The organism is Bradyrhizobium sp. 197, from assembly GCF_023073375.1.
GTDB lineage: Bacteria > Pseudomonadota > Alphaproteobacteria > Rhizobiales > Xanthobacteraceae > Bradyrhizobium.
This window is the reverse complement of record NZ_JADPJJ010000159.1, coordinates 51,331-64,923: the sequence shown is the minus strand read 5'-3', so window position 1 is coordinate 64,923 and position 13,593 is coordinate 51,331. Positions and strand designations below refer to the sequence as shown.

Below are 13,593 nucleotides of genomic sequence, written 5' to 3'. Positions count from 1 at the left end.
GCCCTTGCGACGAAGCAATCCAGACTGGTTCCGCGGAGGCACTCTGGATTGCTTCGCTTTGCTCGCAATGACAGGGAGGGAGTCGGAAATCGGGTGGCAGAGGGCGGGCGGCCTTGCGAAAGTCAGAGCCATGACAGCAACAGCACGCAAATCGACGCTTCAGTCGCCAATCGGCCTCGCCACCCACGTCGATACCCTCGACTGGCCACAAATCGCCGGCGATCTCGACGCCCAGGGCTGCGCCGTCCTGAAGGGCCTTCTGACGCCGGAGCAATGCCGCGCCACGGCCGCGCTCTATCCTGACGACACGCACTTCCGCAGCCGCATCGTCATGGGCCGCCACGGATTTGGCCGCGGCGAGTACAAATATTTCTCCTACCCGCTGCCCGATCTGATCGCGCAGTTGCGCCCGACGCTCTACGCGCATCTCCAGGGCGTCGCCAATCGCTGGAATGAGGCGATGGGGATCGACATTCGCTACCCCGCCGCGCATGCGGCGTTCCTGAAACGCTGCCACGAGGCGGGACAGGCGCGGCCGACGCCGCTGCTGCTGCAATACGAGGCTGGCGACTACAATTGCCTGCATCAGGATCTCTACGGCGAGCACGTGTTCCCGCTCCAGGTTGCGATCCTCTTGTCGGAGCCGGAACGCGACTTTACCGGCGGCGAGTTCGTGCTGACCGAGCAGCGTCCGCGCATGCAGTCCCGCGCCGAGGTGGTGCCACTGACGCAGGGCGATGCGGTCGCCTTTGCCGTGCATCACCGCCCGGTGCAGGGGACACGCGGCACCTACCGCGTTAATCTGCGCCATGGCGTCAGCCGGATTCGCTCGGGACAGCGCCACACGGTGGGCGTGATCTTTCATGATGCCAGGTGAGCGTGACGATTGACGGCAGACTTGTTTGATAGTGTCGCCGAGGCGCAGCCGTCACGCGAGGAGATCGCCGATGGCGCCGTTTTGCTGCGCGGATTCGTCAAGCCGATCGAGAGCGAGCTGATTGCAGCTGTACGCGCGATCGTGGCGCAGTCGCCGTTCCGGCGCATGACCACGCCCGGCGGCTATCAGATGTCGGTGGCCATGACCAATTGCGGCGAGCGCGGCTGGATCACCGATCACACCGGCTATCGTTATGATCCGATTGATCCGCGAACCGGTGCGCAGTGGCCCGCGATGCCGCCCGTGCTCCGCGATCTCGCCCGCCGTGCGGCGGAGCAGGGCAGTTTCAATGACTTCGCGCCCGATGCCTGTCTCGTCAATCGCTACGAACCGGGCACGCGGCTGTCGCTGCACCAGGACAAGGACGAGCTGGACTATTCGGCGCCGATCGTCTCGGTCTCGCTCGGGCTGCCCGCGACCTTCCTGTTCGGCGGCATGGCGCGCAGCGACAACCCGCGTCGCTTCCGCTTGGTGCATGGCGACGTCGTGGTCTGGGGCGGGCCCAGCAGACTCGCCTATCACGGCGTGGCGCCGCTGGCCGACGGCGAGCACGCGCTGCTCGGGCGTCAGCGGATCAATCTGACGTTCCGCAGGACGCGCTGATCTATCTCCTCATCCTGAGGAGCGCGCCTCTTCGCGCGCGTCTCGAAGGATAGAGGCCCGAGCTGCGAGACCCGGGCCTCTATGGTTCGAGACGGCGCTCGCGCGCCTCCTCACCATGAGGAGCATCACGGCTTCGGCGGGTGGATAAACGCCCAGGGGCTGACCTCTGAATCCCGCGTCACTTCCACCGAGATCAGATACGGCCCACTATGGGCGAGCGCCTTTTCGATCGCCGCCTTGAACTGATCCGGCGCGGTCACGCGCGCAGCAGCGACGCCAAAGGACTCCGCGAGCTTGACGAAATCCGGATTGACCAGATCCGACGCCACCACGCGGCCGCCAAAACGTTCGCGCTGGTCGCGGCGGACATTGCCGTAAGCGTTGTTGTTGAACACCAGCGTCACCACGCCGATATTGAACTGCACGGCGGTGGCAAGCTCCTGCACGCCGAACATGAAGCCGCCGTCGCCGGTGATCGCCACCACCGGCTTGTCGGGATTGGCGACCTTGGCGCCGAGCGCAGTGGGGAAGCCCGAGCCGAGCGTGCCCTGGTAGCCTGAGGTGATGAAGGTGCGCGGCTCGTAGATTGGAAAGCCGTACCAGGAGGCGAAGCCGAACTGTGACAGTTCGTCTGTCACAATCGCGTTCGCCGGCAGCACCTCGCGCAGGATGTTGAGATAGGCCATCTGCGGCTGGATGCGCTGGATTTCCTGTTGCGCGGTCGCAGTCGCCTCGCGGATCGCGGCGCGGCGGCCGGCGGTCTTGCTGTAGCCCGTCTTGCTGACGGCGGCAGCAAGATCGGCGGTCGCGGCTTTGGCGTCGGCGACGATGGCCGTGTCCGGGATGAAGCGCCGCATCTCGACGGGATCGATGTCGATGCGGATACTCTTCAGGCCATCGGGACGGAACGGCCAGCGCGACATGGTCGGCAGCTCCAGCCGCGAGCCGATGCCGATCATCAAATCGGTGTTCGGCCACAGCTTGTAGGCCGCGGCCATGGTGAGGCCGAGCTCATGCGCGTTGGAGACGATGCCGCGGCCGCTGCGGAAGGCCACGACGGGCGCATCGATCACCTCGGCGAGTTCAAGGATCTCTTCGCGCGCTTCGATCGCGCCGCTGCCGACGAAGATCATCGGCGCTTTACTGGACTTGATCAGTGCGGCAGCCTGCTTGATCATGTCAGGATCAGCGAGCGGCGCCGGCAGCGGCTCCAGCACCTGTGCTGCAGCCGTGTCCGCACGCTGAGTAAAGATGTCCCAGGGCATCTCGACGGAGGCGGGGCCACGCCGTCCGGACGTCATCTCCTGGAAGGCGCGCGCGACGGTGGTCGGCGCGTTGCCGGGATATTCGATCCGGTCCGCCCACTTCACGTAGGTGCGCAGCGTCGCGAGCTGGTCCGGCATCTCGTGCAGATGCCCGCGGCCCTTGCCCAAAAATTGCGTAGGGACCTGGCCGGTGACGCACAGCACCGGCTCGTTGCAGCCGAACGCCGTGAGCAGCGCCGCGCTGGCGTTGAGCACGCCGGGGCCGGGCACCACGCTGAACACGCCGGGCCTGCCGCTGGAGCGCGCATAGCCGAACGCCATGTAGCCGCAGGCCTGTTCGTGCCGCGCGCCGATCACCTTGAGCTGGGCCTGGTGGAAGGCGTCGAACAGGCCGTAGACCTGAGCGCCGGGCAGGCCGAACACGGTGTCGACGCCATGGGCGACAAGGCCGCTTACGATCGCTTCGCCGCCGGTGAGGGTGGTCATTGCACTATTCCATTTCGATTATTGTTCAGGCTTCGTCGACGACGCCGTTTCGCAAGTTGCCGATGCCCTCGGCTTCGATCTCGACGACATCGCCGGGCTTCAAATAGCGCGGCGGATCGAACCGCGCACCGGCGCCGGTCGGCGTGCCCGTCACGATGATGTCACCGGGAACGAGGGTTGCGAAGGTCGAGATATAGCTGATGAGGTAGCGGAACGGAAACATCAGCCTGCTGGTGCGGTCGTCTTGCCGCAGCTCGCCGTTGACATGCGTGGTGAGGCGGATGTCGGCGATCTGCGATTCCCGCGTGTAAGGCACCAGCCACGGGCCGAGGCTGCCGCTGGAATCGAAGTTCTTGCCCTGCGTGACGTTAAACTTGGCATGGCGCAGCCAGTCCCGCACCGAGCCTTCGTTGCAGAGCGTGAGCGCGGCGATGTGATCGAGCGCGGAACTTTCGGGGATGTGCCGGCCAGCTTTGCCGATCACCAGCACGATCTCGCCCTCGTAGTCGAGCTGCGCTGAGGCGCGCGGGCGCACCAGCGGCGTGTCATGGCCCACGAACGAGCGCGGCGAGCGCATGAACATGCTCGGATATTTCGGCGCGTCCTGGCCGTCCTTGTACTCGGCGTTGCGGTCGGGATAGTTGACGCCGATGCAGATGATCTTTTCCGGCGCGGGCACCGGCGGCAGCCAAATGATGTCACCGAGCGCGTGATCGGGCGTGTGGCACGCGGCTTCTTCGGCGAGGCTCGCGAGCCTTCCTGCCGCGATCACCTCGCGCAGCGTCGGATAGTCTTTTGCGTGGCGCGCGGAGAGATCGACAATGCCGCCGTCGACGACGGCGCCGTACTTCGTTTCACCCTTGACGGAGTAGGTGGCGAGGCGAGGGAGGGTCATTGCTTAATCCGCCACCAGCACGTCGGCCACGAATTTTGGCTCGCGCACGGCTTGCCCAGCGAACGGCGAACCCTGCTCGAACCAGGAGCGCGGGGCCGGCGCGCCCCACAGCGTCTGCCGGCGCGGATCGCGCAGCGACCAGCGCAGCGGCTCGTGGTCGTGATCGCCGGTGAAGTAGTCGCTGGTGTAGAGTTCGAGACGGTGTCCATCGGGGTCGCGGACGTAGAGGAAGAACGCGTTCGAGATGCCGTGGCGGCCGGGACCGCGTTCGATGTTCTTCACGAAGCCTTGCGAGGCCATGACATCGCAGAGATGGATGATGTTCATCGCCGTTGGCGTCCAGTAGGCGAAGTGGTGCAACCGCGGGCCCTTGCCGTTGGTGATCGCAAAATCGTGGACATTGCCCTTGCGATGCATCCAGGCAGCCGCAATGCGCCCGTTCGGTCCGTCTTCCTCGGCGTATTCGGTCAGGCGGAAGCCGAGCCGGGCATAGAATTCGACGGTGTCCTGCACTTCGGCTGCGAACACGTTGAAATGGTCGAGCCGCTGCGGATGGCATCCCCTGTAGAGGTCGTAGCGGCGGAGCAGATGTGGCCGCCGGTCCATCGAGGCATACAGTTCGATCTGGAAGCCGAAGGGATCGGTGAATTGCAGCGTGCGGCCCTGGAAGGGCTGATCGACGAACGCGTAGCCAAGACCGTTCTCGGACAGGAACTTTGCGGCCTTGTCCAGATCCCCGTCATTGCCGACTTTGAAACCGAGCCGGTTGCAGGCGGGCACTGCCGCCTTGCGCAGCACCAGCGAGTGATGCTGATGCTCTTCCGAACCGCGCAGATACACGACCTTGTCGTCGGCGTCCTCGACATGCAGGCCGACGGTGGTCTCGTAGAACGCGCTGCTGAGCTTCAGATCGGTCACATCGAGGACGACGTGACTCGAACGGATGATGTTGAACGGCGGCTCGAAGATATGTTGCGGCACGGGCATTGCGTTTCCCCTCTCTAGATCCCGTCATTCCCCGTTCGCGCTCCGCGCGCCTGGGAATCGCGAGCGTTAGATTCCCAGCTTTTGAATCTTGTGTGTGCCCCGCGCCAGCGAGACGTGCTTGGTTTCCATGTAGAAGTCGAACGAGTAATCGCCGCCGTCGCGGCCGATGCCTGAGGCCTTCATGCCGCCGAACGGCGTCGGCAGATGCCGGACGTTTTCCGAGTTGAGCCAGATCATGCCGGCTTCGAGTGCATCAGCGACGCGGAGCGCCCGGCCGACGTCGTTGGTCCAGATATAGCCGGTCAGGCCATAGCGGATGTCGTTGGCGATTTCGATCGCGTCTGCTTCGTCCTGGAAGGGCAGCACGGTGAGGAACGGGCCGAACACCTCTTCCTGCGCCACGCGCATCTTGCCATGCGCGCCGGTCACCAGTGTCGGCTCGACATAATGTCCGCCGCCCGGGCCGTCATAGGTCTTGCCGCCGATGGCAATCGTCGCGCCGTCCTGGCGTGCGACGTCGAAATAGGAGCACACCTTTGCCAAATGCCGCTCATGGATCAGCGGACCGATCTCGGTTGCGGGATCGAGGGGATGACCGACCTTCAGCGCTTTCACCCGCGCCGTCAGCTTCTCGATGAATTTCTCAGCGATGCTGGCCTGGATCAGCAAGCGGCTCGACGAGGTGCAGCGCTCGCCGTTGAGCGAGTAGATCATGAACACGACAGCATCGAGCGCGCGATCGAGATCGGCGTCGTCGAACACGATCACCGGGTTCTTGCCGCCGAGCTCGAAATGCACGCGCTTCAAGGTCGGCGCGCCCTGAATCATGATCGCGGAGCCCGTCGCGCTTTCGCCGACGAAGCCGATCGCCTTGATGGCGGGATGCTCGGTCAGCGCCTTGCCGGCCTCTTCGCCAAAACCGTGCACGGTGTTGAGCACGCCGTCGGGAACGCCGGCTTCCTTGACGAGCTTTGCAAGAACAGCGGCCGTGACCGGCGACCACTCCGCCGGCTTGTGCACGACGGTGCAGCCTGCTGCGAGGGCAGGGGCGATCTTCCAGGTCGAGAGCATGAACGGCGTATTCCACGGCGTGATCACGCCGACCGGGCCGATCGGCACGCGCGTCGAGACGTTCCAATGCTCGTCGCTCGGCGTGTTCTGGCCGTCGCGCGCCTCGCCGCATCTGTCGGCGAAGAAGCGGAAGTTTTCGGCGGCCCGGATCGCTGCCTTGGCCATGAAGCGATAGGCCTGGCCGGTGTCGATGCATTCAAGCACCGCGATGTCGTCGGCATTGTCCTCGATGGCGTCGGCGACCCGATGCAGCAGCTTCTTCCGCATCGCCGGCCCCATGTCGCGCCAGGACTTGAAAGCGAGGGCGGCGGCGGTGGCGGCGCGATCGATATCCTCGGCATTGCCGCGGGCGACGCTTGCGAGCGTCGCGCCGTCGATCGGCGACTTGGTCTCAAACGTCTCGCCTGATATCGACGGCACGATCTTGCCGTCGATCATGTGACCGATACCGTCGGCACGCAGCGTCTTCAGCAGCGGCGCGACGCGGTCGCGGTTGGCCTGGAACACATCGGCTTTCGGCGTGAACTTATCCATGGGAGGCCTCCACTTTCAGGGCGTCGTGGATGTTGTTGCGTTTCCAGCTGGTGTCCTTGTCGTTGATCTGCATGTCGAACGACAAAGCGAATTTGCTGGCTGCAAAGACGGGATCGAGATGTCGGGAGAGCGCTTGGAAAACGTGCTCGCCGGCTGTCTTGCGTGTCTTGAGGTCGCGGCCTTCGCCGATGCGCAGCACCATGTCGAGAAAGCCGTAGTCTTGCCGGGCATCGGCGATCGCATAATGCTCGCACCTGACGGCGCGGACGCGGATGCCGCCGAGCGGGAAGATGCCGGTCTCGACCGCCGCCTTGCGCACGATTTCGCAGACAGCGCCGATGTCGAGGCGGCTGTCGAGATTGGCCGAATATTCGATCGTGAAATGCGGCATCGCGGTTTCACTCCCTGTCTTTTTGTTCGCCTAAGCGAAGTAGCAGCTGACCGAGCCGTAGGCTCCGTAATCGGCCTGAATTGTGTCGGCCTTGCGGGTCTCGATCGGACGGATGAAGGAGCCGGCGAGCACGACCTGCCCGGGCTCAAGCGCAAGGCCGAGCGGCGCGATCTTGTTGGCGAGCCAGGCGACTGCAGTCGCGGGATGATTGAGCACGCCGGCGGCAAGACCGGTTTCCTCGAGCTGGCCGTTCTTGAAACAGAGCGCGCCGACCCAACGCAAATCGGCGTCAAGCGGGCGGATCGGCCGTCCGCCGAGCACGATGCCGGCATTCGCTGCATTGTCGGCGATGGTGTCGAAGATTTTTCGCGTCGCCTTGGTCTTGGGATCGACGCGCTCGATCCGCGTATCCAGAATCTCCAGCGCCGGCACGACGAAGTCGGTGGCGTTGAGCACGTCGAACAGCGTGCAGTCGGGCCCCGCGAGGCGCTTGCTCATGACGAAGGCGAGCTCGGCTTCCACGCGGGTCGCGATGAAGCGCTCCGTCGGGACGAGGCCACCATCGGCAAAGAACATGTCGTCGAGCAGCACGCCTGAATCCGGCTCGTTGATGTCAAGCGCGCTTTGCATCGCTTTCGAGGTCAGGCCGATCTTGTGTCCCCTGACGATGCGCCCCTCGGCGATCTTGACCTCGATCCACGCCTTCTGAATCGCGTAGGCGTCAGCGATGGTGATGCCGGGAAAGTCCTGCGAGAGTTGCCGGATTTGCGTACGGGTCCTCTCCGCCTGGTGCAGACGGCTCGCGCAAGCTCGGATATCGTCGTTGGAAAGCGCCATTTGTGATCTTGCAAATCGTGGTGCCCGAAGATACTTAACATGTTAAGTGAATGCGTCAAACACAATTTGGCTTGCTGCACTGCAAACATTTTGCGGTTGAAAGGGCATCATCTTGAAGAGACCGGCTGATCCAGCGGACGACGGCGCCGCCGCCCCGCGACAGGTGCCGATGCGCGACTTCTCGCGCTCGCTGCCGATGTCGCTGCTGCGGGCACGCGAGGCGGTGATGCGGCAATTCCGTCCCTCGTTGCGTGCGCATGGCCTGACCGAGCAGCAATGGCGCATCCTGCGCGCGCTCGCGGCGATCGATGCCGTTGAGGTCACGGAACTCGCGCGCACGGCGTTCCTGCTCGGACCGAGCCTGTCGCGCATCCTGCGCGATCTCGACGCGCGCAATCTGATCGAGCGCAAGACTGCGAAGGCGGACCAGCGCCGCAGCATGGTCTCGATCTCGGAAAAGGGCGTGAAGCTGATGGCCTCGGTGGCACCGTCCTCCGAAGCGATCTATGCCGAGATCACGCGACGCTTTGGCGCGCGCAAGCTCGCCGAGTTGCAGGAGATGCTCGGACAATTGGAGTTGTGTCTCGCTTCCAGCGACGCGGGTGACGAGATCACTGACAATATGTGACGGCAAATTTGCATGATGACTTGTCTGCTCACGCATGACTGCCATTATTGCTTATCCCTTAGGCAGGCCGAGCGAAGCGAAATCCGCAAAAAGCCCGTAAAAATCGCTCAGAATAGATAACCATCGCGGGTAGTCATCGCGGGACGAGAGATCTGCGCACTTAGCCGATGTTGGCGCAATATCAATTTACTCGTATCGGCAGAATTCGTAACTAGCATCCGGCTCTGTATTCAGTGATAGAGCCAAGACAAGAAGGGCCGACAAGGATGCCCGGCCCCAGGGAGGAATGAATGAGACTGACGAGACGCGACTTCGCGACCGGAATTGCTGCCGGCATTGCCGCGCCCTACCTCATCAAAAGCGCAAATGCGCAAGGCGCCACCATCAAGATCGGCATGTGCGCGCCAGTCACGGGACCTGCCGCTGAATCCGGCGGTTACGCCATCAAGGGCGCCAAGCTTGCGCTCGAAGCCGTCAACAAGGCCGGCGGCATCCTGGGCAAGCAGGGCGAATTGATCGTCGAGGATGATCAGACCACCAATCCCGGCATCGTGCTCGCCTTCTCCAAGCTCGCCTCTCAACCTGACATCGTCGGGTTCCTCGGTTCGATCCGTTCGACTCAGGTCCATGCGATGGCACCCGACGTCATCAAGCTCGGAAAGCCTGTGATGATCGGCGGCACCGATCCGAAACTCACCCATATGGGCAATCAGTGGCTGTTCCGCTTCCGTCCCAATGACAGTTATTCCGGCCGCGTCATCGCCGAATTCGGCGTCAACACGCTGGGCAAGAAGAAATGGGCCGTGCTGCATTCGACCGACGCGTTCGGCACCGCCGGCGGCAACGCGCTCACCGGTGCGCTCGAGAAGCTTGGCTGCACGACCTTCGATCAGGGCTATGCCAACCAGAGCCAGGACTTTACGCCGGTCGTGCTCGCGATCAAGCAGTCAGGCGCCGACATTCTCGGCTCCTACTTCACCTTCGAGAACGATCTCGGCATCTTCGCCCGCCAGCTCCGTCAGCTCGGCGTGAACATCCCCTGGGTCGGCTCCCCCTCGATCGTCAACATCACTGCTCTGAAGCTCGCAGGTCCCGCGCTCCACAACACCTATGGCGTTGCCGACTACGCGGAAAATTCCAGCGAAGGCTCGAAGGCGTTCGGCAAGATCTACCGCGATTCCGTCAAGGTCGCGCCTGACAACCAGAGCTCCTGGACTTTCGATGCAATCAACGTCTTGTCGGCGGGCATCAACAAGGCCGGCTCGACCGATCCCGGCAAGATTCGCGAAGCCATCCTCGGGATCAAGAAGTTCCCGGGCGCCGAAGGCGAATACAATTTCGACCAGAACGGCGATGGGCTTCACGGCTACAACATCGTGAAGAACGAGAAGGGCGCCATCGTCTTCGACAAGCACATCGAGTTCAACGACTGACGTTCACGCGACCTCCCCGATGATCATCGGAGAGGTCGGAACGTTTTTCGGCGAACGCATCCAACCTCCAACAGAACGCTTGTCATGGATCTCGCCCTACAACTGCTCTTTACCGGGATCGGGATCGGCGCCGTCTACGCGCTCGTCGCGCTCGGCTTCGTGCTGATCTTCCGTGCCACCAATGTGGTGAATTTTGCCCAGGGCGAATTCTCCATGGTCGCGGCCTATCTGATGGTCGTCGCGGTCGAGGCCGGTCTGCCCTATTGGGCGGCCTTCATCGTCGCGCTCCTCGGCATGGCGCTGGTCGGCGTCGTCTTCAATCTCGGCGTCTATTATCCGCTGCGCCACCGCACCTATCTGCCTGTGATCATCGCCACCATCGGCGCCTCGATCCTGCTCGCCAATTCCGTGCTCGCGATCTACGGCCCGCAGCCGCAGGTGCTGGAAGGCTGGTTCGAAACGCCCGGCATCCAGGTCGGCCCGGTCTATCTCGACAGCCAGTATCTCCTGATCATCGGCGTCACCATCTGCCTCGTGATCTTCAATTTCTGGTTCTTCGAGAAGACGCTACTCGGCAAGAAGCTGCAGGCGACCTCGCAGGACAAGGAAATGGCCTCGCTGCTCGGCATTTCCGTCTCCACCATGATCATGATCACGTTCATCTATTCGGCGGTGCTCGGCGGCCTTGCCGGCATCCTCGTCGCGCCCGTGCTGTTCGTCTCGATCCAGATGGGCTCGACGATCGCGCTGAAGGCGTTTGCGGCAACCATCATCGGCGGCTTCGGTGATGTCGCCGGCGCCATCATCGGCGGGCTCGCGCTCGGCGTGATCGAGACCTTTGGCGCAGCCTATATCTCGGTGCCCTACAAGGACGGCTTCGCCTTCCTGGTCCTGATCGCCTTCCTGATCTTCCGGCCGCAGGGCATCTTCGGCGAACGCGTGGCGGAGAAGGCATGAGCGCCCCCAGCGACAACATGCCGATTCCGGCGCCCGCCATTCACTCGAAGCCGCTGCTGATCCGGCACCTGCCGTATTTCATCGGTGCGGCGATCCTGGTCGCGCTCGCGGCCAACATGCGCTTCGACGGATACGTTCACAACATCCTGCTCCAGGCCACCACGTTCGCGATCGCGGTGTTCGGGCTCTCGGTCGTGCTCGGCCTGTGCGGCCAGATCAATCTGGCGCAGGCCGCGTTCTTCGGGCTCGGCGCCTATGCGGTCGGCATCGGGACGACGGATCTGCATGTCAGCTTCTGGCTCTGCCTCGTCGGCGGATGCGTGATCTCGCTGCTGGCCGGCGCCTTTCTGGGCATGTCGACCTTGCGGCTTGGCGGGCACTACCTCGCCATGGTGACGATCTCGTTCCAGCAGATCGTCACGCTGGTCATGATCAACGCGATCTGGCTGACGCATGGTCCCGACGGCGTCTCCAACATCGGGCGTCCCGACCTGTTCCAGTCGTCGCAGAGCTATCTCGCCTTCTGCGTCGCGATGCTGGCGATTGTCGGCTATCTCGTCTGGCATCTCTCCGACACCAAGCTCGGGCGCGCCATGCGGGCGGTGCGCGACAACGAGCTTGCGGCCGGCGTCAATGGCATCGACGTCTTCCGCACCAAGATCTACGCGTTCGCGCTCTGCGCCCTTCTCGGCGGGCTTGCGGGCGGTTTGTTCGCCGGCGGCTTCGCCTATGTCAGCCCAGATCAGTTCTCCTTCGCGGAATCGATCGTGTTCCTGACCATGTCGCTGCTCGGCGGCGTGGCCTCGCCGATCGGCTCGGCGATCGGCACCGGTTTGCTCATCCTGATCCCGGAGTGGCTGCGCTTCCTCAAGAGCGTGCCGGGCCTTTATCTCGCGATCTACGGCCTGTTCGTGATCCTGATCATCCGCTTCATGCCCGACGGCATCTGGGGTTTTGTCGCGGATGCCTTCGCGCGCTGGCGCGCCAAGCTCGCGGCGCCTCCGGTGGCAGGTGCCTTGCAGTTGAAGCCGGCGATGACCGGCGGCGATACCGTGCTGGAAGTCACCGGTCTCTCGAAATATTTCGGCGGCCTCAAGGCCGTCGATGGCGTCGACATCGCCGTGAAGCGCGGCGGCGTGCACGCGCTGATCGGGCCGAACGGTTCGGGCAAGACCACCACGCTCAACGTGCTCTCGGGCCTCTATGTGGCCACGGCGGGCAAGATCGTGCTCGACGGCACCGACATCACCAACATGCCGCCGCATCAGCGCACGGCGTCAGGTCTCGGGCGCACGTTCCAGAACATCCGCCTGTTCCGTTCGATGACGGCGCTGGAGAACGTCGAGATCGGCGCGGAGCGGCCCGGCAACACCATGGTCGGGAAGGGCGACGACGCCCTCACCGAGCGCGCGATGGAGGCATTGACCTTCGTCGGCCTCGGCAACCGCGCCAACGAGCTGATATCGAGCTTCTCCTATGGCCATCAGCGCCTGATCGAGATCGCACGCGCACTGGCCTCGAACCCGACGCTCTTGCTGCTCGACGAACCCGCGGCCGGGCTGAACTCGACCGAGAAGCTCGAGCTGCACGAGCTGCTCAAGCGCATCGCCGCCCAGGGGCTGACCATCCTGATCATCGATCACGACATGACGCTGGTCTCGGAAGCAGCCCAGCACATCACCGTGCTCAACTTCGGACGCCGCATCGCGGACGGCGAATCCATGGCCGTGCTGCGTCATCCCGACGTCGTCTCCGCCTATCTCGGGAGCGAATGATGCCGTTGCTCGAAATCCGCAATCTGGTGGTGCGCTACGGCGAGATCGAAGCGCTGCGCGGCGTCACGTGCGCCGTGGAGGAGGGGCAGGTCGTGACCTTGCTCGGGGCCAATGGTGCCGGCAAGTCGACGACGCTGCGCGCGATCTCGGGGCTCGCGAAACCAACGTCGGGCGACATCCTGTACGATGGCAAATCGATCGCAGGCCTCGGCCCGGAAGCCATCGTCCGCATGGGCATCTCGCACGTGCCGGAAGGCCGCCGCGTGTTCCCGGGTCTGACTGTGAAAGAGAACATCATGCTCGGTGCGTCCAATCGCCGGGCAGCGACTTCGGAGATCTCGCGCGAGGCGGATGCGATGTTCGATCTGTTTCCGGACATCCGGAAATTCACCAATGCGCTGGGTTGGACGCTGTCCGGCGGCCAGTTGCAGATGGTGGCTGTCGCGCGCGGACTGATGGCCAAGCCGCGGCTGCTGCTGCTGGACGAGCCGTCGCTTGGACTTGCGCCTGTCATCGTGCAGGCCGTGTTCAAGATCATTTCCGAGATCCGGCGCAACACGACAGTCTTGCTCGTCGAACAGAATGCGCGCATGGGGCTGTCGGTGGCTGATTACGGCTACGTTCTCGAGACCGGCCGTATCGTGCTCGGCGGCAAACCCGACGAGCTGTGGGGCAACGAAGCCATCCGTGCCGCCTATCTCGGCGGCCATGCCAAGGTGAGTGCTTAGGGCATGATCCGGAAAAGTGTGCAGCGGTTTTCCGAAAAGATCATGCCCAGACAATAACCGGGAGGT

The 13,593-nt window shown here is 63.6% G+C and carries 13 protein-coding genes; 7 read left to right on the top strand and 6 right to left on the bottom strand.

Annotation, left to right across the window (positions count from 1 at the left end; genetic code table 11):
* Nucleotides 1–130: 130 nt before the first annotated feature.
* Together IVB27_RS35235 and alkB are read left to right on the top strand one after the other, a co-directional pair.
* Nucleotides 131–877 carry a 2OG-Fe(II) oxygenase gene (locus IVB27_RS35235; protein ID WP_247447306.1) on the top strand — a complete coding sequence of 249 codons (747 nt, stop codon included), beginning with the start codon at nt 131–133 and terminating at the stop codon, nt 875–877.
* Nucleotides 878–886: 9 nt separating this feature from the next.
* Nucleotides 887–1,540 carry a DNA oxidative demethylase AlkB gene (alkB, locus tag IVB27_RS35230; RefSeq protein WP_247447305.1) on the top strand — a complete coding sequence of 218 codons (654 nt, stop codon included), beginning with the start codon at nt 887–889 and terminating at the stop codon, nt 1,538–1,540.
* Between the two features lie 125 nt (nt 1,541–1,665).
* On the opposite strand, the gene IVB27_RS35225 is transcribed toward alkB, so the two are convergent.
* The 6 genes from IVB27_RS35225 to hpaH all read right to left on the bottom strand — a co-directional run bounded on the left by IVB27_RS35225 (nt 1,666) and on the right by hpaH (nt 8,006).
* The gene (locus IVB27_RS35225) at nt 1,666–3,291 is read right to left on the bottom strand and encodes a thiamine pyrophosphate-dependent enzyme (RefSeq protein WP_247447304.1); all 1,626 of its coding nucleotides are present in this window, start codon (nt 3,289–3,291) and stop codon (nt 1,666–1,668) included.
* Nucleotides 3,292–3,316: 25 nt separating this feature from the next.
* Nucleotides 3,317–4,186: a fumarylacetoacetate hydrolase family protein gene (locus tag IVB27_RS35220; protein WP_247447303.1), complete on the bottom strand. Its 870-nt coding sequence runs from the start codon at nt 4,184–4,186 to the stop codon at nt 3,317–3,319.
* A gap of 3 nt (nt 4,187–4,189) precedes the next feature.
* Nucleotides 4,190–5,173 (bottom strand): 3,4-dihydroxyphenylacetate 2,3-dioxygenase, encoded by a 984-nt coding sequence (gene hpaD / locus IVB27_RS35215; protein ID WP_247447302.1) that lies wholly within the window; start codon nt 5,171–5,173, stop codon nt 4,190–4,192.
* 66 nt (nt 5,174–5,239) lie between these two features.
* A complete protein-coding gene (gene hpaE / locus IVB27_RS35210) occupies nt 5,240–6,778 on the bottom strand; it encodes a 5-carboxymethyl-2-hydroxymuconate semialdehyde dehydrogenase (protein ID WP_247447301.1) in 1,539 nt (512 codons plus the stop codon).
* The gene (locus IVB27_RS35205) at nt 6,771–7,169 is read right to left on the bottom strand and encodes a 5-carboxymethyl-2-hydroxymuconate Delta-isomerase (RefSeq protein ID WP_247349812.1); all 399 of its coding nucleotides are present in this window, start codon (nt 7,167–7,169) and stop codon (nt 6,771–6,773) included. Before IVB27_RS35205 ends, hpaE begins: the two co-directional genes overlap by 8 nt.
* 30 nt (nt 7,170–7,199) lie before the next feature.
* Nucleotides 7,200–8,006 carry a 2-oxo-hept-4-ene-1,7-dioate hydratase gene (hpaH, locus tag IVB27_RS35200; protein WP_247447300.1) on the bottom strand — a complete coding sequence of 269 codons (807 nt, stop codon included), beginning with the start codon at nt 8,004–8,006 and terminating at the stop codon, nt 7,200–7,202.
* A gap of 169 nt (nt 8,007–8,175) precedes the next feature.
* Between hpaH and hpaR the strand changes: the two genes are divergently transcribed.
* The 5 genes from hpaR to IVB27_RS35175 all read left to right on the top strand — a co-directional run bounded on the left by hpaR (nt 8,176) and on the right by IVB27_RS35175 (nt 13,527).
* A complete protein-coding gene (hpaR, locus tag IVB27_RS35195) occupies nt 8,176–8,634 on the top strand; it encodes a homoprotocatechuate degradation operon regulator HpaR (protein ID WP_249804427.1) in 459 nt (152 codons plus the stop codon).
* A gap of 290 nt (nt 8,635–8,924) precedes the next feature.
* Nucleotides 8,925–10,067 (top strand): ABC transporter substrate-binding protein, encoded by a 1,143-nt coding sequence (locus IVB27_RS35190; RefSeq protein ID WP_247447299.1) that lies wholly within the window; start codon nt 8,925–8,927, stop codon nt 10,065–10,067.
* A gap of 84 nt (nt 10,068–10,151) precedes the next feature.
* Complete coding sequence (locus IVB27_RS35185; protein ID WP_247349815.1) at nt 10,152–11,024, top strand: branched-chain amino acid ABC transporter permease; 873 nt, start codon at nt 10,152–10,154, stop codon at nt 11,022–11,024.
* A complete protein-coding gene (locus tag IVB27_RS35180; protein WP_247349817.1) occupies nt 11,021–12,799 on the top strand; it encodes a branched-chain amino acid ABC transporter ATP-binding protein/permease in 1,779 nt (592 codons plus the stop codon). Before IVB27_RS35185 ends, IVB27_RS35180 begins: the two co-directional genes overlap by 4 nt.
* Nucleotides 12,799–13,527, top strand: a complete 729-nt coding sequence (locus IVB27_RS35175) for an ABC transporter ATP-binding protein (RefSeq protein WP_148774473.1) — start codon at nt 12,799–12,801, stop codon at nt 13,525–13,527. Before IVB27_RS35180 ends, IVB27_RS35175 begins: the two co-directional genes overlap by 1 nt.
* The last annotated feature ends 66 nt before the right edge of the window (nt 13,528–13,593 follow it).